Below are 26,092 nucleotides of genomic sequence, written 5' to 3'. Positions count from 1 at the left end.
AATGCACCAAGAAAAACGCCGGGGTGTTGCCCCGGCGTTTGTTGTTATTCTGGGAAGAATGCGAAGCGGATCACGAACAATGCCGCCACGATCCAAGTCGCCAAGTGCACCTCACGCGCTTTGCCGGTTACAGCCTTCAGGACAACATAGCTGATGAAGCCAAAAGCAAGACCGTTTGCGATCGAGTAGGTGAAAGGAATTGAAAGCGCGGTAAGAGCTGCTGGTGCTGCTTCCGTGATTTCATCCCACTTGATTTCCGACAATTCACGCATCATCAGGCAAGCGACATAAACGAGCGCCGGCGCTGTTGCATAGGCAGGTACGGAACCAGCCAGTGGCGAAATGAAGAGCGCCGCGAGGAACAGCAGAGCAACAACAAGCGCCGTCAGACCTGTACGACCACCGGCCTGAACGCCCGAAGCGCTTTCGACGTAAGCTGTCGTTGAAGACGTGCCCAGCAGCGAGCCACCAAGAATTGCCGTGCTGTCTGCGAACAAAGCCTTACCAAGACGGTTTGGCTTGCCTGGTTCGATCAGGCCGCCACGTTTGGCAACGCCAATCAGCGTGCCCGTCGCATCAAACACTTCAACCAGGACGAAAACCAGAATGACGTGCAGGATACCGGTGTGCAGCGCTCCCATGATATCGAGCTGCAGGAAGGTTGGCGCAAGACTTGGAGGGGCGGAGAACACGCCGCCAAACTGGGTGATGCCCAGCGATATCGATGCGATGGTGACGACAAGGATACCGATCAGGATCGCACCGCGAACCTTGAGCGCGTCAAGAGCTGCGATGATAAAGAAGCCACCGATAGCGAGAAGAGGACCAGATTCACGCAAGTCACCAAGACCTACGAGCGTTGCTGGATTGTCAACGACGACGCCTGCGCTCTTCAACCCAATCAGGGCTAGGAACATGCCGATACCAGCAGCAATCGCGCTACGCAACGAATGCGGAATGCCTTCGACCAGCCAACGCCGGATACCCGTTACCGTCAGGAACAGGAAGATAATGCCTGAAATGAAGACCGCACCGAGTGCTTGTTGCCATGAGAAGCCCATAGCACCGACAACGGTAAAGGCGAAGAAAGCATTGAGGCCCATGCCTGGTGCCATGCCAATTGGCCAGTTGGCCACGAGCGCCATGACAATCGAGCCCAATGCAGCCGCAAGACATGTAGCAACGAAGACTGCGTTGCGATCCATGCCTGTTGTAGACAGAATATCAGGGTTGACGAAGATAATGTAAGACATCGTCAGGAAGGTCGTCACACCAGCGATGACTTCCGTTCTCACCGACGTGCCATGTTCCTGCAATTTGAACAGCTTTTCCAGCATGATCCCTCCAGGGCAAAAGCTCGCTTTCAAAGGCACCAATGATCAGCCGAGGGCAATTGCTTGCGATCAGCTGGATAAAATCGGTGCAATCTATTGCGATTGCCGTATTTGTTAGCCGCAGCCGCATTTTGCGCGAGCGGATTTGTTCCCCATACACCCAACGCGATCAAAAACACAGTTCTGCCGCAAGAATGCCTGTTTATTAACGTGATTTAGTTTGGACTGACTTTCGAAAGCGCGCCAGTCACCTATTCGGGCTTTATTTTTTGAAAGTGCTTCAAAAATGGTAGCTGCCTAAGTTACAGCTACCAAACCTATCTATATGATTAAGCTAATGTTTTCAGAATAATACCTGTGCCATACATGCCAAGGGCAAAAAATGTATGGGCGACGAGATTGAGAATACGGACATTTCCGGCATTTGGCAAACGCGATGCTGCCCAGCCGATTCCCAAGCCTGGTTGCAAAAGAAACCAGCCTGCTGCCACGGTCAGGATACCGAATATCCAGACGGGAAGGAAAATTGGATTCGCAAACCATGCCGCGCCGCCATAAAGCGCAAATATAATGCCGTAGAGAATGCCAACCGCATAGTGACCGATCCAACCCAAGGCAACTTCATGCGCATAGGGTTTTGAAGCCGCAATATCATCATGAAATATCTGGCCGTTTCGTAAATGCCAGAACCAGCGACCCACAAGGCCCCAATTTGGGCGAGACTGCCCCGGAAATTGCGCAAGAACCAATGCCCAGATGTCCATAATGATCGTCGCGCCTAAGCCGATCAAAGTTCCATTTATGATGAGATTGAGCATGGTGAGGTCCTTGTGCCGTCGGGCAGCCACATAACCGTGTGACCGCCCGACACGCAAGGCATATAATCAGTCAGAGTGAATGCTCGGCAATAAAACAAAATGCAATTATGCTTCACATTAACAGTTAAAATAACTTTCGGTCATGAAAGACTCAATAAATTGGCGGCAATGAAGACAGGTGAGTTAGCAGTAATAACTATTCACAGACCCATCTTCATCGCCAGCCCCCGCATCACATCAATACTCCTTCAGCCACCTTCCACTCAAGTGGCAGATGTCCCAAATAGAATATCGTTTTGTCTCATTGGATGGAATCGCTGTCGGGCGCGAATAAATATGACGCCACTTGCAGATAGCAGATTTCTTATGAAATTTCCTAGGCGTTCAAAATGAGCGACCGATAGAATAAATTTGCAATATACATATAAAAAACAAAAGCGCCGGGACTGGAGTACCGACGCTTTGTTATTTTATTTCAGTTTCACTTTCGGGGCGATTAATTATCAGCCGCGCCATCAGTGATTACTTACCGAAAACTGCGCTCTGGATCTGCGAACGCGAAACGCCGATATCGGCAAGAAGATGGTCGTCCATTGCACCCAGTTCACGCATTGCGCGACGACGGGAAACGTACTGCTGGAATTTCTGACGAATGTTCATTTCTTTTCTCCTCGTTGGATGCCTGTTAAATAGTCTTTTGCACAAAATTCCACCACGGATATGATTGCAAATGAGGCATGCGTTTTCGATGGAGCTCGCCTTCTTGAAAACGCCGCAATCGCCTACGTCGTAGGGGATTGCGACCGGTCATTATTTTGAATTTTATAAAATTGCCTTTTGCAAAACCGGCTTTAATCGATTAATCCGGTCAGCGGAGGAGATTATCTCTAGCCCATTGCGGACACCACCATGCTTTACGGTATTTTCCTCGCGTTTGCGTCCTATGCTGCATTCGCTGTAAGCGACGCCTGCGTCAAGTTTCTCGACGGCACGCTATCGCCCTATGAAATAGCCTTTTATGGTGCTGTTCTGGGCTCTCTCGCCATACCCTTTGTCAAGAAACCCGAAGATCAGTGGCTCGATATGTTTCGAACCACAAATATAAAGCTCTGGTTACTTCGTACACTCACCGCTGCAATGGGTGTCATTGGCAGTGTCGTAGCCTTCACGCATCTTTCTATGGCCGAAGCTTTTGCGCTTATCTTCCTGCTCCCGGCATTTGTGACGATACTCTCGGTGATTTTCCTCAAAGAGCAGGTTGGCTGGCGTCGATGGTCAGCGGTCGTGATCGGCTTTATCGGCGTTATGGTTGTTTTGCGTCCGGGCTTTCGTGAATTGTCTATTGGTCATCTGGGTGCACTGGGTGCAGGCTTGGGCGGCGCATTCAGCATCATCATTTTCCGCGCCATGGGCAAAAAGGAAAAGCGCATCTCACTTTACACGGCCGGGCTTGTCGGACCGATCCTGATCTGTGGCGTACTTATGATCCCAAGTTATCAAGCCCCGTCTGCCATTCAGTGGGGCTATCTCGCTGGTTATGGCCTGCTTGCGGCGCTTGCCAACATTCTGCTGATGCTTGCAGCGCATCGTGCACCTGCAAGCGCGATTGCCTCACCACAATATAGCCAAATGCTCTGGGCGATCCTGTTTGGCTATTTCATCTTCCACGACCATATCGACCTTCCGATGCTTATTGGCATCATATTGATCACGATTTCAGGCCTGTTCACGTTTGTACGCGAACGCCAGCGCGGCGTGGAAGGTCCAGCAGCCGTTGCCACTTCCGATCCATCGCCTGCCTTGGCTGAAGAAAAATAAGGCAGCACATATCGCACACTCGTGATCTTTCCGATTATTTGAAAGGCCTGAAACGGGTTCCCAGTTTCAGGCGACGTGCTATAACATGCTCGGAATTCCCACCAGCACTCGCGCGTCTTCCAGAAAATTAGTCTGATGTCGAAAGCGTCGAACGCGGGTCTGCGCGGAAGAACGAGATTTAAAAGGACGAATAGAATGACCGAGACGCGAGCAATGTGGACCTATTACAAGGGTGAATGGCGTGAAGGCGATGTGCGCATACTTGGTGCAGCATCGCATGCAACCTGGCTCGGGTCGCTCGTTTTCGATGGTGCGCGTCTATTTGAAGGCGTCACACCGGATCTTGATCTTCATGCCGCCCGCGCAAATGATTCAGCACGGGCGCTTGGACTCGCCCCCACTCTGAGCGGCAATGACATTGAAGCGCTGGCCCGCGAAGGCCTGAAGAAGTTTGCTCCCGACACAGACGTCTATATCCGCCCCATGTATTGGGCAGAGGACGGAGACGCCAGCACGGTTGCTGCTGCTCCTGAATCGACCGATTTTGCCCTTTGTCTCGAAGCCATTCCCATGGTCGAGCCAAAAGGCTTTACTGTTACGACAACATCGTTCCGTCGTCCTTATCTCGAAGTGATGCCGGTCAATGCCAAGGCTGCATGCCTTTATCCGAATAACGCCCGCATGCTGCGAGAAGCCAAGGCCAAGGGCTTCCACAATGCGCTTGTGACCGACGTGCTCGGTAATGTTGCAGAAACTGCGACGTCAAATGTGTTCATGGTTCGTGGCGGCGAAGTTTTCACGCCTGTTCCCAATGGCACCTTCCTCAACGGCATTACGCGTCAACGCGTGATTGGACTTCTGCGTGAAGCGGGCGTCAACGTTCACGAAACGACACTTAAGGTTCAGGACTTCCGCGAAGCAGATGAAATTTTTTCGACCGGCAATATGAGCAAGGTTGTGCCAATCATCGGCTTTGATGAACGCAAACTGGAGTATGGTGCTGTTACCAAGCGCGCGCGTTCGCTCTATTGGGAATGGGCACATAGCTGATAGAAGCGCTGATAAGCCATTATTTTACTTGCATCACGGTAACTGTCTGAATGCTTGAACATACCCCGTTGTTTATGACAGTTGCCGTTATTGCGGCTTTTCTGGTTGGGCTGTCGAAAGGCGGCTTGCCGTCAGTTGGAACGCTTTCGGTTCCACTGATGGCGTTGGTTATATCGCCGGTCACAGCCGCCGCTCTTCTGCTGCCAATCTATGTTGTCAGCGACATGTTCGGCCTATATCTCTACCGCCATCATTTTTCAGCGCGAAATCTGGCGATCCTTACTCCTGCCGCTATTGTCGGCATCGGGCTTGGTTGGTTGTTCAGCTCACATCTTTCAAGCACGTTCATTGGGATGCTTGTGGGACTTGTTGGCCTCTTTTTCTGCTTCAATGTCTGGGTGGGCGCCAGATATCGCCGTCAGGCGCGCAAGGCGGATATTCCCGGCGGAACGTTCTGGGGCATTCTGACTGGTCTTACGAGCTTTGTTTCGCATTCTGGTGCTCCGCCCTTCCAGATGTATGTGTTGCCACAGCATCTTGAAAAGCTCGTCTTTGCCGGCACTTCGACCATCCTTTTTGCGATCGTCAACGCGGTTAAACTGATCCCCTATTGGCAATTGCAGCAGTTTTCCAATCTCGACTGGTCGCTCGGTCTTTGGCTTTTGCCTGCCGCAATTATTGGAACATTTGTCGGCGCAAAGCTCACCCGCATCATGCCAGACGGTCCGTTTTTCCTGTTGGTTCAGCTGACGCTTTTCGGACTTTCAATCAAGCTGATTGCTGATTGGATTGTACCCTTCTTCGTGGCTTAAGAAGCCCTTGCCAGCAGCATTCCCATAAGCCACTCTCCCGGTGAGGGAGGACGCGGGTATGAAAAATGCGGATGCAATTATCATTGGCTCAGGTCTGGCGGGGCTTGTAGCTGCTCAAGAGCTCACGAGCGCCGGGCGGAAAGTCATCCTGCTTGAACAGGAAGGCGAAAATTCGGTCGGCGGACAAGCGTTCTGGTCACTTGGTGGGCTGTTTATGGTCGACAGTCCCGAGCAACGACGTCTAGGCATAAAGGATAGCCTTGATCTGGCTCGGCAAGACTGGCTTGGATCAGCGCAATTTGATCGCCCGGAAGATTATTGGCCCAAACAATGTGCTGAAGCCTATTTGCAGTTTGCAGCCGGTGAGATGCGATCTTGGCTGCACAGTCTCGGTATGCGCTGGTTTCCCGTTGTTGGCTGGGCAGAACGCGGAGGTGCTCAAGCACACGGTCACGGAAATTCCGTTCCGCGTTTTCATGTGACATGGGGCACTGGCCCCGGAGTGGTCGCTCCCTTTGAACGTCTGATGCGGGAGGCTATTTCAAATGGCTTTCTCACACTGAAATGCCGCCACCGTGTCAATGAAATTGTCATGACCAACGGACAGGCAAGTGGAGTTCGCGGGGATATTCTTGTGCCTTCCACAGTCGCACGCGGACAATCGTCATCACGTGACACCGCCGGTCAATTTGAACTGTCAGCCAGTTGCGTGATCGTAACATCGGGCGGTATCGGCGGCGATCCAGAACGTGTCCGTAAGGCATGGCCGCGCGACAGGCTCGGCAACCCACCCGAAAATATGGTGCTAGGTGTGCCTGCGCATGTGGATGGCCGCGGCATCGACATAGCCGTAGCTGCAGGTGGACACGTTATTAATGGCGACCGTATGTGGCACTATACGGAAGGTCTTCGCAACTGGAGCTCCATCTGGCCCAATCATGGCATCCGTATTCTGCCGGGACCGTCATCGATGTGGTTCGATGCGGAAGGCAACCGCCTACCCTCACCCTATCTGCCTGGTTTCGATACCCTCGGCACACTTAAGCATATTCTGGCAACGGGTTATGATTATTCGTGGTTTATCCTCACTGAGAAGATCATTCGCAAGGAGTTTTCTCTCTCGGGCTCCGAGCAAAACCCGGACCTCACCGGCAAAGACTGGAAGCTTCTGATCAAAAGCCGCCTTGGCAAATCGCCGCCACCTCCTGTTAAGGCATTCATCGATCATGGCGAGGATTTCATTACTGCAACCAGTATTGAAGAACTTGTCGTCAAGATGAACCGGCTAACCGGAGAAAAGCTGCTGAACCTCGCTCATATCCGCAACCAGATCGAAGCGCGTGATCGCGAAGTTACCAATCGTTATTCCAAGGACGCACAAATCACAGCCATCCACAATGCACGTGCTTATATTGGCGACCGGCTGACACGCGCGGTTCCGCTTCACGCGTTGCTTGATCCGAATAACGGTCCGTTGATTGCCGTCAAACTGCATATCCTGACCCGGAAAACCCTCGGTGGACTGCATACAGATCTAAATTCTGCTGTTCTCAACGAGAAAGGCGAGCCTGTTCCGGGCCTTTATGCAGCTGGAGAAGCAGCAGGCTTTGGTGGTGGTGGTTATCACGGGTATAATGCGTTGGAAGGGACTTTCCTCGGAGGCTGCATATTCTCTGGCCGAGCTGCAGGAAGAGGTGCAGCACGTGCGCTTTAGAGAAATGCGGAACCACACCTATCGTCCCGCGTTCGGTAAGTAGTGAATGACGTCAACGGAGGCACATCATGGTTGAGCTGGTCAATAATATCGAGAATATCGAATTCATTATCTCCAAAGCGCGTGAATATGACGTTCAGGTGCCCGCAGTTGATGAAAATTCCGGCTCAAATGCCTCCGATGACGGCGATATTGATATCCTTGATGCCTCCATCGACAATCCCACGCGTAAGGAATTGGTGGCAGCCATTCGTTCTCTCAATGAAGACGAAAGCGTAGAGTTATTGGCCTTGGTATGGGTCGGGCGCGGCGACTTCAGTGCTGAGGAATGGGAAGAGGCTCTCTTAACCGCAAGTGATCGCCACAATGGACGCGAGGCAAAGTATCTGCTCGGTATCCCCCTCCTAGGTGATTACATTGAAGAGGGACTGGAAACGCTGGGCATCGAGTTTGAAGCTTACGATAATGAATAAGAAAAATTGATACATCCATCGAACCTTCTGTTTTGACGCAGCCTCTTATGGCGGCTAGTCTCCGCGCAAATCAGGGAAACGGGTGGAATATCGCCTTTCAAAGACAACATTCCCATCAAAGACGGCATTCAAGGAGGACTTCATCATGCTTCAGAAAAATCTGGATCAAAAAACGGATTTCTATATCGACGGCGCGTGGCGCTCCCCACTTGAAGCAAAATCGATTGAGGTCATCAACCCGGCGACCGAAAAGCCTTATGCAGTAATTTCTGCAGGTTCAGCCGCTGATATTGATCTCGCAGTTGCAGCCGCTCGCAAAGCGTTTCCATCATGGAGCGAAACGCCCGCTGAAGAACGTATCGGCTATATTCGCCGTATTGTTGAAATTTATGAACGCCGTCTTGAAGAAATGGCTCAGGCAATTTCCAAGGAAATGGGCGCGCCAATCAAGCTCGCACGTGAATCTCAGGCTGCTGCCGGGCTGTCGCATACCAAGGCGTTCATCGCAGCTTTTGAGAATTTCGAGTTTGAAGAAATTCTTTCACAAAAGCATTCCAATCAGGCCATCGTGCGTGAACCGATTGGCGTCTGCGGTCTGATTACGCCATGGAATTGGCCGATGAACCAGATCGCACTCAAGGTCATTCCCGCAATTGCAGTGGGCTGCACGGTTATCCTCAAGCCGTCCGAAATCGCACCGATGTCAGCCATGCTGTTTGCTGAGTTTGTTGATGAGGCAGGTCTGCCAAAAGGCGTGTTCAATCTTGTCAATGGCGAGGGCCCGGTTGTCGGTGAAGCGATGTCGCAGCATCCCGATATCGACATGATGTCATTTACTGGTTCAACCCGCGCAGGCACCGCTGTTTCTCGCGCGGCTGCAGCAACCGTCAAGCGCGTGTCGCTTGAACTCGGCGGCAAATCGCCAAACATTGTGTTCGCTGATAGCGACCTTGAAAAGGCCATCGAGCGCGGTGTGAACCATTGCTTTGAGAATACCGGCCAGTCGTGCAATGCCCCAACACGTATGCTGGTTGAACGTTCGGTTTACGATAAGGCGGTCGAGTTCGCCAAAAAAGCAGCCGCGAAAACCACTGTTGATGATCCGGCCAAGGACGGCGAACATATCGGTCCTCTTTCCTCTTCGATCCAGTTTGAAAAGGTTCAGGCGCTGATTCAGAAGGGTATTGATGAAGGTGCGCGTCTGATTGTCGGCGGCACAGGACGTCCCGATGGTATTTCGGAAGGTGACTTCGTCAAACCGACAATCTTTGCTGATGTAAACAATGATATGACAATCGCCCGTGAGGAAATCTTTGGCCCTGTGCTGGCGATGATCCCTTTCGATACAGAAGAAGAAGCAATCGCCGTTGCCAACGACACACCTTATGGGCTTGCGGCCTATATCCAAACCGGCAATCCAGAGCGGGCCAAACGTGTTGCGCGCAAGCTCCGTGCAGGCATGATCCAGATCAACGGAACGTCGCGTGCACCCGGAAGCCCGTTTGGCGGATACAAGCAGTCCGGCAATGGTCGTGAAGGCGGAAAATGGGGTCTCGAAGACTTCATGGAAGTCAAGCTCATCAGCGGCTGATAAACCTCATCAGAGCAAACAAAAAGCGCCGGTTATCCGGCGCTTTTTTATCTGGGATTTCTGCCAGCTACCATAAGCGGCACATCAGGCACATGATGCCCTGGTAGCCCCGAACCTGTTCCTTGACGGAATATACAAAATGACTACAGTCAACCGTCAAGGAATGGGTTTAATTAGTAAGAGGAGCCCAGCTTCAAGCTGGCGAATTCCGGGGAATCCAGCAGATCCTGATGATGGGCGCGTGCCACATCTGGATGTGAGCGCAGACGGCTCTTAAGGTTGTTCTGGCCTACTTCGCGGAAGAGCGTATTGAGCGGATCGACTGTTACGCCGCGTTCCTTCGTCTTCAGTTCTTCCGGCAAATCGATAACAGGGATCGTCGCGTCATAGCGAGCGCCCAAGAAGAAGGCGACTGAGAAGCGTTCAGTTCCAGCAGGTGGTGCGACAACGCCATGAACATCGGCTTTCACGAAGCCGTTGGTTGCCAGTTCAAGCAACTCACCAGTGTTGATAACAAACGTACCCGGCACCGGCGGTGCATCAATCCAGACACCGTCTTCACGCTGCACGCGCAGACCCGGTACAACGTCTTGAAGCAGCACAGTCACGAAGCCGCCGTCCTTATGCGCACCAACGCCCTGCTCGCTTTCAGCGACATCACGACCCGGATAGCGAATAATTTTCAGAAGCTGGGACGGGTGAGGCTCATAAATCTGTGCGAAGAAATCTTCGCTCTGACCAAGCGCCTGCGCAATGGCTTTCAGAACATCTATACCAACGCGTGTGACTTCCGCTTGATAGGCAAGCAATAGTGGCTTCAATTCAGGCAGTGCTTCTGGCCACTGATTAGGGCCAATCAAACGCTTCCATGCCGGGCTGTCAGGACCCAATTCGGTGGGTTCTGCTTCGGTGTTGATATCGAGTTGCTCACGCCAATCCTGCTCGCCACGGGTGCGTTCAAGACCGGCACGGTTATAGCCGCGGAAATGCGATGTGTTGATCATTTCGATCTTGAGCTTTTCTTCCGTGGGCAAGGCGAAGAAGCGCTTGGCCGTAGCCACAACATCAGAGATCAGTTCAGGGTCAACACCATGGCCTGTCAGGTAGAAAAAGCCATGATCATGAAGCGTGCGGCGAAGCTCATCAATGAAGCTTTTCCTTTCTTCAGGTGAACCATTGTAACGAGAGATATCAAGCAGCGGCAGGTTGATCGGATGTGAGTGTGCGGTCATTTTATGTCTCCTCTAAATTTCAGCGTGAGCGGCGGCTGCGCGCTACGCGATGATTGACGACCCGAGCGGCATAATCGCCCGTAACTTGAATGGACTGAACGATGGCAACAAGAATGATCACAACGGCGATCATCACTTCTGGCATAAAACGCTGATAACCAAAGCGGATACCGAGATCGCCAAGACCGCCACCCCCAACTGTACCCGCCATGGCCGAATAACCGACAAGGCTCACCAGTGTGACAGTCTGGCCTGCAATAATTCCAGGTAAAGCCTCGGGCAGAAGAACCTTGAATATGATCTGCAACGGCGTTGCACCCATACTTTCAGCAGCTTCTATAAGACTTTGATCTACCTCACGCATTGCGGTCTCAGCAAGGCGCGCATAGAGCGGAATGATTGCAACTGTCAGTGGCACGATTGCCGCGTAAGTGCCGACCGTCGTGCCTGCCACAAGACGGGTAAACGGAATGATTGCCACCATCAGAATGATGAAAGGCGTGGACCGCACCAAATTGACGATAGTGCCCGCAATGCGGTTGAAAACTGGTCGCTCAAGGAACTGTCCCGGAGCAGTCACAACCAACGCGATGCCGAGCGGCAAGCCGATCAGGGTCGAGAGAATTGCGGAAGCAGCCACCATCATGATCGTCTGCTTGAGTGACTCCAGCAGCAGGTTGACAAGCGCAGGTGAAAGCAGATCAGACAACATGGCCGAGCACCTCTCCATGCAGATCGAGCGAAGTAAGATATGCGAGGACGTCAGCAAGATCAGGCTCGCCGTTTTCAGCGATCAGCGTCATGATTCCGAGCGGCTTTCCGCCGATATAATCGATGCGCCCATGCAAGATATTTGGGTTGATACCAAAGCGCTGAACAAGTGTTGCCACCACCGGTGAATGGGCAGCCTCACCCGAAAAGATAATCCGCAATACAGGGTTCGATCCGGGAATTGCTTCTGGCATCAGTTTTTGCGCAACTTCAGGCGGCAGATCATGCGCTACGATGCTCGAGAGAAACGACCGTGCGATGGTCGATTTTGGAAAAGCGAAAACATCAAATGTCGGGCCGCTCTCAACCACGCGCCCCCCCTCGAGTACTGTCACATGATCCGCAATCTGGCGCACCACATCCATCTCGTGGGTTATCAAAACGATGCTCAGGCCAAGACGACGATTGATATCCTTGAGAAGTGCCAAAATTTGTTCGGTTGTTTCAGGGTCAAGCGCAGACGTAGCCTCGTCTGATAAAAGGACACTTGGCTCCAACGCCAAAGCACGTGCAATGCCCACACGCTGTTTCTGCCCGCCAGACAACTCGGACGGATAAGCATCGGCCTTTCCATCCAGCCCTACCAGATCAAGCAGTTCAGAAACGCGCTTGCGGATGCTTGCGCGCGGGACTCCAGCCAATTCCATAGGGAGAGCTATATTAGCTGCAGCACTTCGAGAGGAAAGAAGGCTAAAATGTTGGAATATCATGGATATATCGCGACGAGCCTGTCGCAGTTCACGACTTTCCAGTTGGCTCACCTGACGTCCAGCGACGAAAACATCACCTCTTGTTGGCTGCACAAGACCATTAAGGCATCGTACCAGCGTGCTTTTACCAGCGCCTGAACGACCAATGATACCGTGTATAGATCCTTTGCCGACCTGCAACGAAACGTCGTCTAAAACCGCGCCAGCTTTCGGATCATAGGTCTTGGTCAGCGACTTAACCTCAATGATCGGCGGTACGGAGCCGACCTGGCTCCGTGCTGTTTTAGCTATGCGAACCGAAAGGTTCATCTCACCATCCCGCAATGATATTGCCTTCGAACTTCTGTTCGATAAAGGCTTTGACTTCTGGCGACTTGTAGGATTCGATCAAGGTCTTGACCCAAGGCGCATCCTTGTTCTTTTCCGCAACGGCGATGAGGCAGAAATAGTCGGACAGTTGGTCTTCAATCAGGATTGCGTCGCGGCTTGGAACTAGACCGGCGCTCAGCGCGAAGTGAGATGTGATTACCGAAAAATCGACATCTTCCAATGAACGAGCAAGCTGGGCGGTTTCCATTGGAATGATTTTTACTTTCTTCGGGTTCTCAACAATGTCGAGCTCTGTGGCATTGAATGTCACGCCGGGTGTAAGCTTGAGAACACCGCTCTTTTCAAGCAGCTTCAGCGCGCGCCCGGCATTGCTTGGATCATTCGGGATTGTGATCTGTGCACCTTCCGGCAGGTCTGCGAGCGTCTTGAACTTATGTGAATAGCCCGCCATCGGCAGAAGAACTGTGTTACCGCCAACGGCTACGAGATTAAGCCCGCGATCCTTGTTCTGCTGGTTCAAATATGGCGTGTGCTGAAAACCATTTGCATCGAGATCACCATCATTCGTTGCCGGATCAATCATCGCGCCATCGGAAAACTCAACGATTTCGATCTCAAGTCCCTTGGCTTTCGCGATCGGCGCCAGAGCTTCAGCGATCTGGGCATGCGGACCGGACGTGACACCGAGGCGTATCTTTTCGGCCAACGCAGGCGATGCTGCCAGAATAGAAAGCAAAACCGCTGATAGAGCGCCACGAATGAAAGGGGTATATTTCATGCAAATGTTCCTCGAAATGATCTTTTTGGGCCGTTTCTTAAGCGGGTGTTTTTTACGCATGTCTTTATCCCAAAACCGGCATCCACTTTTGGGAGACGTGCCTCAGGAAGCCGCGCGCCAGTTTTGTTTTGCTGACCACTGGCCAAGCCGATAGACAGCTTCTGAAAGGGTTTCTTGCTTCTTGGCAAAGCAGAAGCGAACATGGCTTTTCACGTCGCGCTCACCGTAGAAGGAAGAAACCGGGACTGGTGTCACACCGGCCTCAAGCGTCAGGCGGCGACTAAAGGCGAGATCATCGCCATCGGGATCAAGCGCGCTGATATCGGCGACGGCAAAATAGGTTGCCGGGGCATCCGCAATCTCAAAACCCGCGCCCCGCAAGCCGCTGAGCAACAGATCCCGGCGCGCTGCCAGCGTCTCACGCAGATTGATGAAATAACCGTCAGGCAATGAAAGACCGACAGCGACAGCGGCTTGCAAGGCAGGCGGAGTGGTAAAGGTCACGTATTGATGAGCGCGGGCAATCGGCGCGAGGAGTTTTGCGGAAGCTGTCACATAGCCAACTTTCCAGCCCGTTACTGAAAAGCTTTTTCCAGCGGAACCGATCCGCACGACGCGATCTCGGATATCAGGCACAGCTAAGAGCGAGTGAAAGGGTCTGCCATCGAAGATCAGGTGCTCATAGACCTCATCCGAGATAATCGTCAGATCGTGCTTAATCGCAAGGGAGGCTAGAAACTCAAGCTCTTGCGGATCAAAAATCTTGCCAATCGGGTTCATCGGCGTATTGACGACAATCAGCTTTGTCTTTGCTGTAATAGCTTTTTCCAGCGCCTCGCGCGGCAATTCCCAGTGTGGCGGTGCTAGGCGAAGCGGCACGACCTTGCCGCCCGCACGGCGAATAAGGGTCGCATAGGCATCATAAACAGGCTCGAAGACGATGACTTCATCGTCGTGGTCAAGCAGCGCCAGAAACGTATCGGTCAGAGCTTCCGTAGCACCGGACGTGACCAGAACCTCGGTCTCCCAATCTATGTCCAATCCGAGAAACCGTCGCGCATTGTCTGCAACCGCTTTGCGCAAAGATGAAAGCCCAAGCATCGGCGGATACTGATGCGGGCCATCACGCAATGCCCGAATTGCGGCTTCAACAAGCTCCTGCGGCTCAAAGCCTTCCGGAAACCCCTGTCCGAGATTAATTGATCCAGTTTCTGCGGCAAGGCGCGACATGGATTCAAAAATGGACGTGCTTGTTGCACCAAATATTGGATTGACCATCAAATCGCCCCGCTGCGCATTATGAATTACGGCGGAACGATAGGGTTTATAAAAACATCAAACAAAGCATGGGCTTGCTGTTCTGCCTCCATAACCGGAATGCTTTTTCCTAAAACGGTATAAGTAGAATAGTTTTCGACGCCTGCTTAAAAATTGATCACAAAAACATCGACAATCAGTGTTGGTGACGAGCCTTCCAAAGCTCCTCTGCCTTTTTATGGAATTGACCATAGCTGTCATTATCGGCCTGGAGAACAGTCATCAAAGCCATGGCCGTTGATGCGATAACCGTCAACTCAGCGCGCTCATCGCTGGCGGTACCGGACCAGACGGCAAGCCAATATTCAAAAGTCGTCTGGCTAGTGTGTTTCTCAGTTCCAACCTTCGACAACATAGGCAGAGTCAGCTCTGATTTCTGACTATTAAACAATCTGTGGATTGTATGCGTGTGATGTGGGACTAACTCAGCCACATCGCGGCTTGTCGAAACGACTGAAACAGAAGGCAAGTCGAGCAAGGCTCCTGCATCACGATGCAATTCACGGTAAGCCGGCTGCGTCACACCAAGGAAAGAAGCTGGAAGCCCCATCGGATTGAGCAGATGCGCGACGCTGTTGATGGACGATCTTGAATCAAATAGCGGATAGAGCGAGAGCAAAGCATGGACTTGCGCTGCAAACCCCGCCACCGGCATGAAGCAGATGCCGTGTGCTTTCAAGGCACTTTCAGCCGACGAAAGCGAACTGGCAATTGGCATGTTGAGAGCTTCAGCGGCCAGCTCAAGCTTGCCTGAAAGTTCGCCCGTGCCACAGTTGCCGTGAAGCGCCACCGGATAACCTGCCTGAGCGACAAGAATTGCCGCCAGCATAAACCACGGTGCTTGATGAGAATTCGGTGAAAGGTAGGCAGGCCAATCAAGCGCAGGTAAGCGAGTATTTGCCTTTGTTGAGCAATATTTGCGTGCGGCCTGTGTCATGCCCGCGAGTTCAGGTGCTGTTTCACCACGATAATGAATCAGTCGTAGCAAGGCACTGATTTGCATGGGGTCTGCCTCCCCTGCGAATATCGTATTAAAAGCATCTTCTGCTTCATACATTTCCAGCGGGCGCGTATAGCCAACCTTTCGCCCGGTGATTGCTATGTATTTTGCCAGTCGTCGCGCAGGATCGTTTTCATCCTGAATATTGGCGAATTGTGCCGCGAGCTGTTCCGGTGTTGGGTGATTTTCAAGTTTCACGACTCTCCGGATTCCGAGCGGCGGGGGTGCAGCAATGGCGCTCGTACGTGCCCAACCATGTCTGCCTTTGCAATGAGCTTTCGACGTGTCCTCGCCATCAAAACTCATCAGTGCTTCGGTTTCATTTGCCAAACGACGTAAGCGCCCCCGCAAAGCTTCGGCTTTGGGCGTGGCAATCATGTTGCGTCCAGACCGAATGAAAATAGGATCATCGAACTTTTCACGGATTTGGCCAAGCAATCGGCTCATAGCAGCCATACTCAACCCCATCTGTTTGGCAGCACCTCCAACGCTTCCTTCCACAAGAAGGGCATCGAGCGCGATCAACAGACGTAATTGACCGAGTTTCAAGCTTTCCCCGTCCGCCATTCCCGCCTCTGCCTGTGATTTCATGCGCTTGCCAGACATTGCTGTTTCATCCGTTCAGTTGCGTTTTACAAAACTTAGAATCGTTATAAAAGATGACCGTTGACGTCATCTTATTGCCATACATAAGGAGAGCAGAAAACTCAACTTTAAGGGTGACATTTATGACCAGCTTGTTTCGGGGATTGCGCGCTCATGGTACGCAGAACAGGCAATTGGCCAGCAAATCGCTTTTCGCAAAAGCCATTCTTGCGGGCACATGCCTTTCAACCGCACTTATTCTGAGTGGAACTGTTTCTCTCGCACAGACAACCTCAGCTGAGGAAGAAGCCGCGAAAAAGAAACAGGCCGAAGCGCAAGCCGCAGAACAAGTAAGCCCCGAAGGCGGCATCAAACTCAATCAGATCGTGGTGTCTGCAACGGGGTTTGAACAGAACATTACTGACGCACCTGCAAGCATTTCGGTTGTTCCAGGTGAAGAACTGGAAAAAGGCGCCTATCGTGATTTGACTGATGCCTTGAAAGGAGTTCAGGGCGTCGCAGTGACTGGTCCTGCAGCGGAGCGCGATATCTATATTCGCGGACTTCCGGGTGCCTATACGCTCATTCTGGTTGATGGAAAACGCCAGAGTACACGTGATGCTCGTACCAACGGCAATGCCGGTTTCGAACAAAGCTTCCTGCCTCCTGCCAATGCGATAGAGCGAATCGAAGTCATCCGTGGGCCCATGTCTTCGCTTTATGGCTCGGACGCCATGGGCGGTGTTATCAATGTCATCACCAAAAAGGTATCGGACAAGTGGAGCGGTTCGCTCAGCGTAGACACAACGTTGAACCAACACTCCAAGTTCGGAAACTCGCTGCAAGGCTCTTATTATATTACCGGTCCTCTCGTTCCTAACCTTGTTGGCGTTCAGGTCTGGGGGCGTGGCCTCAAGCGACAGGAAGATCAGATCACCAGTGGCACGCCGGAACAGCGCGATATCGACATTACGGGTCGTATCACCATCACTCCGAATAAAGACCACGACATCATGCTTGAGGTCGGGAAGACGAAGTTGCGTCGTGATGCAACGGTTGGCAAGACTGCGGCTTCGGGAACAGATGCTTATAATCTGAATGACCGCAACCATTGGTCGATAAGCCACACTGGTCGTTGGGGTCCGACCACGTCAGAGTTCTCGTTCTTGCAGGAAACTGCAGAGCGCACCAACTTCAACTGGAATGCAGCTCGTGCGGCATATGACGAAAATCTGCGTTCTCCTCATATCCGCAACTCCATTCTCGATGGAAAGTTCACCACGCCATTCGAACTTTACGGCAGCCACACTTTGGTGACGGGAGGGCAGTTTATCGAATCGGTACTGACCGATCAGAATCCAGGTAATCGTACCGGTCTTGATGAGGAGTTCTCTGTCAAGCAGTGGGCACTTTTTGCTGAAGACGAGTGGTGGCTAACGCCTGACTTTGCATTAACAGGTGGTCTTCGCATGGATCACCATGAAATCTATGGCGCTCATTGGAGTCCCCGTGGTTACGCCGTTTGGCATGCAACTGAACAACTCACCTTCAAAGGCGGTATATCTACCGGTTTCCGTGCACCAGAAATTCGCACGATCGCGCCCGGTTATGCTTACACAACGGGTGGAGCAGGATGTAGTTACGGTCCAAACGGCACCTGCGGTGTCATTCTTGGTGCACCCGGATTGCAGCCAGAAAAAAGCACTAGCTATGAAGCAAGTGTGCTCTGGGATAATCAGTCAGGCTTACGTCTTGGTGCGACCTACTTTTATACTGACTTCAAAGACAAGATCGCAAACGAACTTGTAACAGATCCTGCAACTGGTCTTCCAGTACGTTGGGAACAGGATACAAACTACCGTTTGTGGCGTAGTTTCAATATTGACGATGCTGTCATGCAGGGCGTGGAACTTACCGCTGATTGGGAATTGACCGATACAGTCACTTTGCGCGGTAACTATACCTATACCGACTCCGAGCAGAAAACCGGTACATATGCCGGTCTGCCGCTTGCTCGCACGCCAAAACATATGGCCAGCCTGCGTGGTGATTGGGAAACTCCGATTGATGGCCTTAAAGCTTGGGCAGCTGGTAACTATAACGGTGAAGAAACAAATGCAGGTGCTCGTATTGGAACTGCAGGTACACCCGTCTACGCAGCGGATGGAAAGACAGTCCTTGCGCGCAAGTATAAAGGTTACGCAACGTTTGACCTCGGCGGCTCTTACGAGTTCAGCGAAAACGTGACCCTCAATGCGGCCGTCTACAATATTTTCGATAAGAAAATCGGTGTCGACGAATTCAACAATGTTGTTGAAGGCCGTCGCCTCTGGCTCGGCATGACCTCGCGCTTCTAAGACACTCTATGGCGCCAGCTACTTTTGGCTGGCGTCATTATTTATGGAATGGATGCTCTCGTGAGCAAGAAGAAGAACGTTTTTATAAAGGTTTGCCTCATGCTCGGAAGCTTTCTTGTGAATGCAACCGCGCAGGCAGAGAGGCCGCAAGTTGGTTCTTTTGACATGCAGGCGAACGGCATCAACTATCGAATTTTTATTGCTGCTCCGGCAGAAAAAGCGCCCAAGGATGGCTTTCCCGTCGTTTATATGACTGACGGAAATCGTATGCTTCCAATTGCTGCAAAACTGATGGAAGAAAATCCGAAGCTTAACGCCGTTTTTGTCGGCATCGGCTATCCAACTGAAGACAAGGACGAGATTGTTCGTCTGCGCTATTTCGATCTCACGCCGCCAACACCAAATGATCTGATCCCAGTCCGATTCAATGTTCCCAAGACTGGCGGACGCGACGCCTTTTTCGATTTTTTAGATCATCAGGTTAAAGCGGAAATTGAAGGTCGCTTTCCAATCGATCCAACCAAACAAGCTCTGTTCGGCCATTCGCTTGGCGGTCTTTTTACGCTTTATGCGTTGTTCAATCACACAGATTCTTTCCAGACTTACAGCGCCGGTGATCCATCAATCTGGTGGAACGGTCGCGCAATTTTGGCCGATAAGGATCAGTTTGTGAAAGCCTTCAAGGTCGATCCAAAACCTCTGCGTCTCCTGATCGAATCCTCTGGCAAGCGCGGCGAACGTCCCAGCCAATCGCAAGAGGAAACAGATCGCCTGAAGACGTTACGGGGTGGCCCATCAGGCACGGATATTCAAGCCGAACTCAAGCAATTGCCCGGATTTGAGGTTGCATATCGTCGTTTCGACAATGAAAGCCACGGCTCGATGATCCCACTGACGGTTGAAGACAGTTTGAAGTTCATCCTGCTCAACGAGACGCCAGGCACACAAAACAACTGAATTACCATCTTCCGGCTTTGACTGGAGGAAAACTGGACTATAAAGCACAAGATTGACGAAAGGATTGAACGCCATGCTGAAATTCAGCCAACACTTTTCCCGTCTATGCGGCGCAGCACTTGTTGTCGCAGCGCTTGCCTCCGGCGCTAACGCCGCTGACGTCTCTGTCAAACATGCGCAAGGCGAAACGACCATTGCGACAAATCCTGAGAAAGTCGTTGTGTTCGATTTTGCGACGCTCGACAACCTTGACCGTCTGGGAGTTAAGATCATTGGCGTTCCCGGCAGCATCGCTTTCCCAGAGTATCTCAAGAAATATGACAGTGCTGATTACGCCAAAGTCGGCACGCTGTTTGAGCCAGATTACGAAGCCGTCAATGCCGCAGAACCCGACCTCATCATCGTAGGTGGTCGCTCGGCCGCGAAATATGGTGAACTCGCGAAAATTGCCCCGACAATCGACCTAACCGTCCCTGCCAAGGAATTTATTTCCGGCACCGAAGCCAATGTCGAAAAGCTTGGCCAGATTTTCTCCAAGGAGACGGAAGCTAAGGCCGAAGTTGAAAAGCTCAACAGCGAACTCGCAGCGCTGAAAGACAAGGCCAAAGGTAAAGGCAAAGGCCTGATGATCCTGACGTCTGGCGGCAAGATCAGCGCCTACGGCCCCGGCTCGCGTTTTGGCGTGCTGCATGACAGCTTTGGTGTCGAGCCAGCGGCCCCTGACCTTTCCGTTGGCAATCATGGTCAGCCAATCAGCTCGGAATTCATTCTGGAAACCAATCCGGATTGGCTTTTCGTACTGGATCGCGACGCGGCAATCGGTCGTGAAGGCACATCTGCCAAGCAATTGCTCGACAATGAACTCGTGCGTCAGACCAACGCCTGGAAGAAAGATCAGGTCGTCTATCTGAATGCGCAGAACTGGTATCTCGTCGGCGGTGGCCTTGGTGCGCTGCACAGCACAATCCGGCAGCTTTCGGAAGCTTTTGACAAAACGAAATAAAGCGCATCCCGAAAAGTGGGAACCGAATTTCGGACAAGATGCGCATTGAAACAAACCATTAGAGCGCGATTTGATGTAATCAGATCAAAAGCCGCTCCAATATCTTCTAACCCAGTCATTTCGGGCCGCACAATTTGTGGCCCGATTTCATGACAAGGCAAGAGAACGGGAATTGAGCGTGAAGGCACTCGCCGCAGCTATAGTTGTTGTCGTCATACTGGCTTTTATCAGCTTGTTTATCGGCGTCAGCGATGTATCGCTCAGCACACTGTTTGGTGCAAATAGCACCGATCGGGCGGCCGAAGTTCTTTTGATCAGCCGCATACCGCGTACGCTTGCAATCATTCTTGCCGGCATGTCGATGGCCGTGGCGGGCATGATCATGCAGATGCTCACCCGCAATCGTTTTGTCGAGCCCTCAACTGCTGGCACAGTTGAATCTGCGAGCCTCGGCATTCTGCTGGTTATTCTATTTGCACCCGACACACCGGTCTTCGGCAAGATGTTGGTAGCATCTGTCACTGCTCTCGCAGGCACGGCCCTTTTCCTACGCATTCTGCGTCGTATTCCTCTTCGTTCGGTTCTCGTAGTGCCGCTTGTCGGCATCATGCTGGGTGGTGTGATCAGTGCCGTGACGACCTTCATTGCCTATCGTTATGATCTGCTGCAAGCACTAAATTCATGGACAACGGGAGACTTCTCCGGTGTCTTGCGGGGGCGCTACGAATTGCTGTGGTTGTCGTTTTTCCTGACCGTCATTGCCTATATCGCGGCTGACCGGTTCACAGTTGCCGGTATGGGCGAGGATTTCACAACGAACCTCGGCCTAAACTATCGCCGCGTCGTAACACTGGGGCTTGTGATCGTTTCAATGGTCAGCGCCTGTGTGGTTGTAACAGTAGGCATGATCCCGTTTCTGGGGCTTATCGTGCCCAATGTGGTGAGCATGTTCATTGGCGATAACATGCGCCGTTCCGTGCCATGGGTGGCTGTGCTGGGTGCGGGTCTTGTACTTGCCTGCGATATCGTCGGGCGTCTGGTCCGCTTTCCTTATGAAATCCCCATCGGTACCATGATGGGCGTCGTCGGCAGTGCGATCTTCCTATATCTGCTTTTGCGCCGGGGATCACGCCTTGCTTAAACGTCCCGGCCTAATCATCGCGCTTCTTGCAATCCTTGTTATTGCTTCCTGCATCGCCTTCATGACGCTGGGTGCAAAAGGTAGTTGGTCTTTCATCTTAAGCTTTCGCGGCACCAAGCTTGCGGCAATGGTGCTTGTTGCCTATTCGATTGCGGTCTCGACGGTACTGTTCCAGACAGTCACAAATAACCGCATCCTCACCCCCTCGATCATGGGGTTTGATGCACTTTATATTTTGATCCAGACACTTGCAGTCTTTGCAGTTGGTGCCATCCATTTGAACGGGATCGGACCCAATGCGCGTTTCTTTGCCGAAACCGCCATCATGGTGGTTTTTGCCAGCACGCTCTATGCATGGCTGTTTTCGGGCGCTGCCCGCAGCCTGCATCTCGTCCTGCTCGTCGGGATTGTCTTTGGTGTCTTTTTCCGCAGCCTGTCGAACCTCATGCAGAGGATGATCGACCCGAACGAATTCGCCGTACTTCAGGACCGCTTCTTTGCAAGTTTCAACAGTGTGAATGCGGATATTCTGCTTCTTGCGGCAATCATTGTGGCGATAGTTACAGTTTACGGTCTGCGCTTTCTCAATATGTTCGACGTTCTGGCACTTGGCCGCGACCCAGCCATCAATCTGGGCGTCGATCATCGTCGCGTTGTGCACCGCATTCTGCTGATCGTTACGATCCTCGTTTCCGTATCGACTGCCCTTGTTGGGCCGATAACCTTCTTTGGCCTGTTGGTCGCCAATCTCGCTTACATGATTGCTGGTTCGTCAAAGCACCGCGTCGTGTTGCCCGTCGCCGTCTTGCTGGCAATCCTTTGTATTGTCGGCGGTCAAACCATTCTTGAGCGCGTTTTCTCATTCAACACCGCGCTCAGTGTCATCATCGAGTTTCTGGGCGGGCTCGTCTTTATTATCCTTCTCGTCAGGGGGAACGCACGTTGATCGAAATAAACAAAGTCAGTAAATCCTATAGCGATGCAATCGTTGTCGATGATGTCACGCTCAAATTGCCAGCGCGTGGCATTACCTCAATCATCGGGCCAAATGGCGCTGGAAAATCGACTTTGCTTTCAATGGTCAGTCGCCTGCTGCCAATGGATAAAGGCCGTGTCACTGTAGATGGGCTGGATGTTTCAACCACGCCGGGCGATGTGCTGGCAAAACGACTTTCGATCTTAAGGCAAGAAAACGCGATCAATTCACGCCTGACCGTGCGCGATCTGGTGACGTTTGGGCGCTACCCGCATTCCAAAGGGCGGCCAACGCGCGAAGACTTCAATCACGTTGAACAAGCAATCGGCTATCTCGGGCTTGAAGAACTGGGTGAACGCTTTCTGGACGAACTATCAGGCGGGCAGCGTCAGCGCGCCTTCGTAGCGATGGTTCTCTGTCAGAATACCGATTACGTCCTGCTTGATGAACCGCTCAACAATCTCGATATGAAGCATTCAGCTTCAATGATGAAACTGTTGCGGCGTGCGGCAGACGAACTTGGGAAAACAGTTGTACTGGTCCTACACGACATCAATTTCGCGTCCTGCTATTCCAACCATATCGTTGCCATGCGCAAGGGCAAGGTCGTTCATCAAGGGTCACCGGAAGAAATCATTCACCCGGATATTTTGCGCGATATTTACGAGATGGAGATTGCCGTCGAAATGATCGGCGGCAATCGCATCGGTATTTATTATCTCTGATTAAGCGACAGGTGTGTTTGGGAACAGTTGCTGCAAGGCATCATAAGCCGAAAGAACGGTTTCCATCTGCGCCGTATGACCTTTCACAAAGGCATCGCCATAAATGGTTTCGTCCGGATATTCGGTAATCAGGGTCAATGGAACCGTGTGACGGTCATCAACACCGACCATGCACGGAAAACCGTTGATGATGCGAAAACCGGTTTCGCCTGCATGTTGCTCGAAAAGCTTGATCTGAGCGTCGTTGTATTCAACAAGACCGTTGATCGCGCCAAGATGCCTGGTCACGTAATCCATAAGCTGTTCGGCTTCTTTTTCCCATGACGCATGATGGCGAATAATCAGGAAAAAGCCCTTCGGTAGTGTCCACATCGCAAAGGAGCGTGGGACATAACCCGACAGCGGCCGTGTCCACTCATGCGATGGATAACCATGCAAATTGACGTGAAGCTTCGCATTCGTGAGCGCTTCCGCCTCTACGCGAATAGCCTTCTCATAAAGCCCCTCACCGCTGCGATACTCCAGATCGTCACCCAAAGCAGTATAACGTGAAGCATGATGCATATGATGCGGCTGCAACACACAGAGACGCTTGTGAATTTCATATCCGTCAGGGTTTTCCTGCGGCGAAATTGAGAAATGCGCTCCATTACGTGCTGCAAGACGATTTGCTGCACGCAATGCACCGACAACGCCTGTGGTCTCATTCGCATGCTGACCAGCACTGATCATCATCGGTGCATCGCTACCTTTGACAAAGGTTGCGCGCACGGTGCGGCCTGAACGAGTTTTTGCTTCAAAAGGCGAGCCGCCAAGCTTTGCAATCTCACGGCGGATTTGATCAGCGGAAAGCGGTGCCTGTGCATTTTCAAGCACCTGCTCGGCAGTCAAGGCATCTGTCGTCGAAAGCGGACGTGTTTCAATTTTGACTGAAGCTTCTGTATCACGGAAGCGCACTTCCGGTACAATCTGACCCGGCTGCAATCCACGATCGCCGACAGGGCGACCTGACTTCTTCTGGAATACTTCGAGAAGCGAGAAATAAATATCCTCGTGCAGCGCCTCAGTAAGGCTCAGCGCTTCCTCATCATACGGAAGGCGCCGATCCGTGATCGGCAAGCTGACTGAAATATTCAGCTCTTCAAAATAGGGTTCGCCCCGACCCCAGTCTTGGGCCGCAACGATCGAAATCGTATCATGAAACAGCTTCTCATAAGCTGTCTCAAAGCGCGCATTTTCAACGCTGCCTTCATGTTCGACGATCAGCCAACCTGTCGGTGAAACAAGCGTTTCGCCGATAAAATCTTCATGCACGCGATTGGGCGCGAAGACCCGGCGGCTTTCATTACGTCCATCAAAAAAAGTAAGGTCAACTTCATAGATGAAATCGTCCTTGCCGGATGCGCTAAAGCTAATTTCAGCCTGTGGCAGAAGCGCCGATAGTGGATAGGTTTCCAGCAAAAAGCGGTTTTCTACGCAATTATTATGACGAGGATAGCGAATTGATGCCGCTTTGAGTGCGGCGCCATCTACCTCTTCAAGAAAAAAATGCAGAAGCGGCTTATAGGCAGAGCGCAGCTTGGCATTGATCCCTGCTTCACGCAGTTTGGTTTCCGCTGAATAACGGCTTGGCTGATCATCGAACAACCAGGCCTCAACCTTCGCACCACGCATTTCCGGCTTTGCAAAGCGTTCGATCAGCAAATTGATCGAACGCGGATAGGTCTTTTCAAAAATCACGCTCATCGCGAAGTCCTGCCAGTTGGATCGAGGCTATCACGCAGCCAGTCACCCAGAAGGTTAAGACCGAGCACGGTGAAAAGAATGGCAAGGCCCGGGAAAAGGCTTACCCACCACGCAGTCTGCAGATAAGTACGACCGTCGGCCAGCATTCCACCCCAGCTGGGAATGGTTGAATCAATGCCGAAGCCCAGGAAGGTCAGGCTGGATTCAAGCAGGATATTGTTGGCGACATTCAGCGTCATCAAAACGATGACAGGACCCAGCAAGTTAGGCAGAAGATGCTGGAAAATGATGCGCCAGTCCTTCACGCCAATCGCACGAGCCGACAGGATGAACTCACGTTCGCGCAGCGACAGCACGGAACCACGCACCAATCGTGCATATTGCACGCATTGAGAGACGATCAGCAGAATGATCGTGTTGAGCAGTCCGCCACCAAGAATGGCCATGAAGGTAATCGCAAGCAGGATGAACGGCATTGCGAGCTGCACATCGACAAAGCGCATGAGCGCCATGTCCCAAAAACCGCGATAATAACCCGCAACGAGCCCCATGATGGTGCCAATGATTACTGAACCGATCACCGAGACAAAGCCAACGAACAGCGAAATCTTGCCGCCGATGACTACGCGCGCAAGCACATCACGCCCAAGCGGATCGGCGCCGAAAATATGTGCTGGATTGACGAATGGCGGCATGAGACGCGCCATGAGATCAATCTTGTTGGCACCGGCTGGAAACAAATAGCCTGAGAAAATTACTGCAAGACAGATTACGCCGGTGAGCGCAAAGCCAACCATGAACTCCAGGCTTGCAAAGCGCGAGTACACGAGGCTCGATGTTTTGGTCGCCATTTG

Annotated in this window: 23 protein-coding genes; 12 read left to right on the top strand and 11 right to left on the bottom strand. The window is 52.0% G+C overall.

Annotated elements, in window-relative coordinates; translation table 11 throughout:
* Nucleotides 1-44 precede the first annotated feature (44 nt).
* The 3 genes from QBD00_RS08750 to QBD00_RS08740 all read right to left on the bottom strand — a co-directional run bounded on the left by QBD00_RS08750 (nt 45) and on the right by QBD00_RS08740 (nt 2,812).
* Nucleotides 45-1,337: an NCS2 family permease gene (locus QBD00_RS08750; protein WP_095444340.1), complete on the bottom strand. Its 1,293-nt coding sequence runs from the start codon at nt 1,335-1,337 to the stop codon at nt 45-47.
* Between the two features lie 326 nt (nt 1,338-1,663).
* Complete coding sequence (locus QBD00_RS08745; protein ID WP_318579220.1) at nt 1,664-2,152, bottom strand: DUF2938 domain-containing protein; 489 nt, start codon at nt 2,150-2,152, stop codon at nt 1,664-1,666.
* A 522-nt stretch (nt 2,153-2,674) separates the two neighbouring features.
* The gene (locus tag QBD00_RS08740) at nt 2,675-2,812 is read right to left on the bottom strand and encodes a DUF1127 domain-containing protein (RefSeq protein ID WP_084486677.1); all 138 of its coding nucleotides are present in this window, start codon (nt 2,810-2,812) and stop codon (nt 2,675-2,677) included.
* 249 nt (nt 2,813-3,061) lie between these two features.
* Between QBD00_RS08740 and QBD00_RS08735 the strand changes: the two genes are divergently transcribed.
* The 6 genes from QBD00_RS08735 to QBD00_RS08710 all read left to right on the top strand — a co-directional run bounded on the left by QBD00_RS08735 (nt 3,062) and on the right by QBD00_RS08710 (nt 9,610).
* A complete protein-coding gene (locus QBD00_RS08735) occupies nt 3,062-3,970 on the top strand; it encodes a DMT family transporter (RefSeq protein ID WP_318579219.1) in 909 nt (302 codons plus the stop codon).
* A 195-nt stretch (nt 3,971-4,165) separates the two neighbouring features.
* Entirely contained in the window at nt 4,166-5,020 is an 855-nt protein-coding gene (locus QBD00_RS08730; protein WP_191793268.1) for a branched-chain amino acid aminotransferase, read from the top strand.
* A 50-nt stretch (nt 5,021-5,070) separates the two neighbouring features.
* Complete coding sequence (locus QBD00_RS08725) at nt 5,071-5,832, top strand: sulfite exporter TauE/SafE family protein (protein WP_151092166.1); 762 nt, start codon at nt 5,071-5,073, stop codon at nt 5,830-5,832.
* 58 nt (nt 5,833-5,890) lie between these two features.
* The gene (locus QBD00_RS08720; protein ID WP_318579218.1) at nt 5,891-7,546 is read left to right on the top strand and encodes an FAD-binding dehydrogenase; all 1,656 of its coding nucleotides are present in this window, start codon (nt 5,891-5,893) and stop codon (nt 7,544-7,546) included.
* A 68-nt stretch (nt 7,547-7,614) separates the two neighbouring features.
* Nucleotides 7,615-8,019, top strand: coding sequence for a DUF3775 domain-containing protein (locus QBD00_RS08715; protein ID WP_318579217.1), 405 nt, complete (start codon nt 7,615-7,617; stop codon nt 8,017-8,019).
* Between the two features lie 145 nt (nt 8,020-8,164).
* Nucleotides 8,165-9,610: an aldehyde dehydrogenase family protein gene (locus QBD00_RS08710; RefSeq protein WP_095445651.1), complete on the top strand. Its 1,446-nt coding sequence runs from the start codon at nt 8,165-8,167 to the stop codon at nt 9,608-9,610.
* Between the two features lie 173 nt (nt 9,611-9,783).
* Here QBD00_RS08710 and QBD00_RS08705 read toward each other — a convergent pair whose 3' ends face one another.
* From QBD00_RS08705 to QBD00_RS08680, 6 genes are all read right to left on the bottom strand, one after another.
* A complete protein-coding gene (locus QBD00_RS08705; RefSeq protein ID WP_151092160.1) occupies nt 9,784-10,842 on the bottom strand; it encodes an isopenicillin N synthase family dioxygenase in 1,059 nt (352 codons plus the stop codon).
* 19 nt (nt 10,843-10,861) lie between these two features.
* Nucleotides 10,862-11,554, bottom strand: coding sequence for a methionine ABC transporter permease (locus QBD00_RS08700; RefSeq protein ID WP_318579216.1), 693 nt, complete (start codon nt 11,552-11,554; stop codon nt 10,862-10,864).
* Nucleotides 11,544-12,632, bottom strand: coding sequence for a methionine ABC transporter ATP-binding protein (locus tag QBD00_RS08695; protein ID WP_318579215.1), 1,089 nt, complete (start codon nt 12,630-12,632; stop codon nt 11,544-11,546). Before QBD00_RS08695 ends, QBD00_RS08700 begins: the two co-directional genes overlap by 11 nt.
* Nucleotide 12,633: 1 nt before the next feature.
* Nucleotides 12,634-13,431: a MetQ/NlpA family ABC transporter substrate-binding protein gene (locus QBD00_RS08690; protein WP_151092153.1), complete on the bottom strand. Its 798-nt coding sequence runs from the start codon at nt 13,429-13,431 to the stop codon at nt 12,634-12,636.
* Nucleotides 13,432-13,533: 102 nt separating this feature from the next.
* Nucleotides 13,534-14,709 (bottom strand): aminotransferase, encoded by a 1,176-nt coding sequence (locus QBD00_RS08685; RefSeq protein ID WP_318579214.1) that lies wholly within the window; start codon nt 14,707-14,709, stop codon nt 13,534-13,536.
* Between the two features lie 175 nt (nt 14,710-14,884).
* Nucleotides 14,885-16,354 (bottom strand): glycosyl transferase family protein, encoded by a 1,470-nt coding sequence (locus tag QBD00_RS08680; protein WP_318579213.1) that lies wholly within the window; start codon nt 16,352-16,354, stop codon nt 14,885-14,887.
* Between the two features lie 122 nt (nt 16,355-16,476).
* On the opposite strand from QBD00_RS08680, the gene QBD00_RS08675 reads away from it, so the two are divergent.
* From QBD00_RS08675 to QBD00_RS08650, 6 genes are all read left to right on the top strand, one after another.
* Nucleotides 16,477-18,690: a TonB-dependent receptor domain-containing protein gene (locus QBD00_RS08675; protein ID WP_318579212.1), complete on the top strand. Its 2,214-nt coding sequence runs from the start codon at nt 16,477-16,479 to the stop codon at nt 18,688-18,690.
* Between the two features lie 99 nt (nt 18,691-18,789).
* Nucleotides 18,790-19,647, top strand: coding sequence for an alpha/beta hydrolase (locus QBD00_RS08670; RefSeq protein WP_318579211.1), 858 nt, complete (start codon nt 18,790-18,792; stop codon nt 19,645-19,647).
* A gap of 73 nt (nt 19,648-19,720) precedes the next feature.
* Nucleotides 19,721-20,650: a siderophore ABC transporter substrate-binding protein gene (locus QBD00_RS08665; protein WP_191793274.1), complete on the top strand. Its 930-nt coding sequence runs from the start codon at nt 19,721-19,723 to the stop codon at nt 20,648-20,650.
* Between the two features lie 178 nt (nt 20,651-20,828).
* Complete coding sequence (locus QBD00_RS08660; protein WP_318579210.1) at nt 20,829-21,791, top strand: ABC transporter permease; 963 nt, start codon at nt 20,829-20,831, stop codon at nt 21,789-21,791.
* Nucleotides 21,784-22,737: an iron chelate uptake ABC transporter family permease subunit gene (locus tag QBD00_RS08655; RefSeq protein ID WP_318579209.1), complete on the top strand. Its 954-nt coding sequence runs from the start codon at nt 21,784-21,786 to the stop codon at nt 22,735-22,737. Before QBD00_RS08660 ends, QBD00_RS08655 begins: the two co-directional genes overlap by 8 nt.
* Nucleotides 22,734-23,492, top strand: a complete 759-nt coding sequence (locus tag QBD00_RS08650) for an ABC transporter ATP-binding protein (protein ID WP_318579208.1) — start codon at nt 22,734-22,736, stop codon at nt 23,490-23,492. The genes QBD00_RS08655 and QBD00_RS08650 overlap by 4 nt, the downstream gene beginning before the upstream one ends.
* Here QBD00_RS08650 and QBD00_RS08645 read toward each other — a convergent pair whose 3' ends face one another.
* Nucleotides 23,493-25,238 (bottom strand): peptidase M14, encoded by a 1,746-nt coding sequence (locus tag QBD00_RS08645; RefSeq protein ID WP_318579207.1) that lies wholly within the window; start codon nt 25,236-25,238, stop codon nt 23,493-23,495. It abuts the gene before it with no gap.
* Nucleotides 25,235-26,089 carry an ABC transporter permease gene (locus QBD00_RS08640; protein WP_318579206.1) on the bottom strand — a complete coding sequence of 285 codons (855 nt, stop codon included), beginning with the start codon at nt 26,087-26,089 and terminating at the stop codon, nt 25,235-25,237. The genes QBD00_RS08645 and QBD00_RS08640 overlap by 4 nt, the downstream gene beginning before the upstream one ends.
* Between the last annotated feature and the right edge of the window lie 3 nt (nt 26,090-26,092).

The organism is Ochrobactrum sp. AN78, from assembly GCF_029909885.1.
GTDB classification, from domain to species: domain Bacteria; phylum Pseudomonadota; class Alphaproteobacteria; order Rhizobiales; family Rhizobiaceae; genus Brucella; species Brucella quorumnocens.
This window is presented reverse-complemented; position numbering and strand designations above follow the sequence as displayed.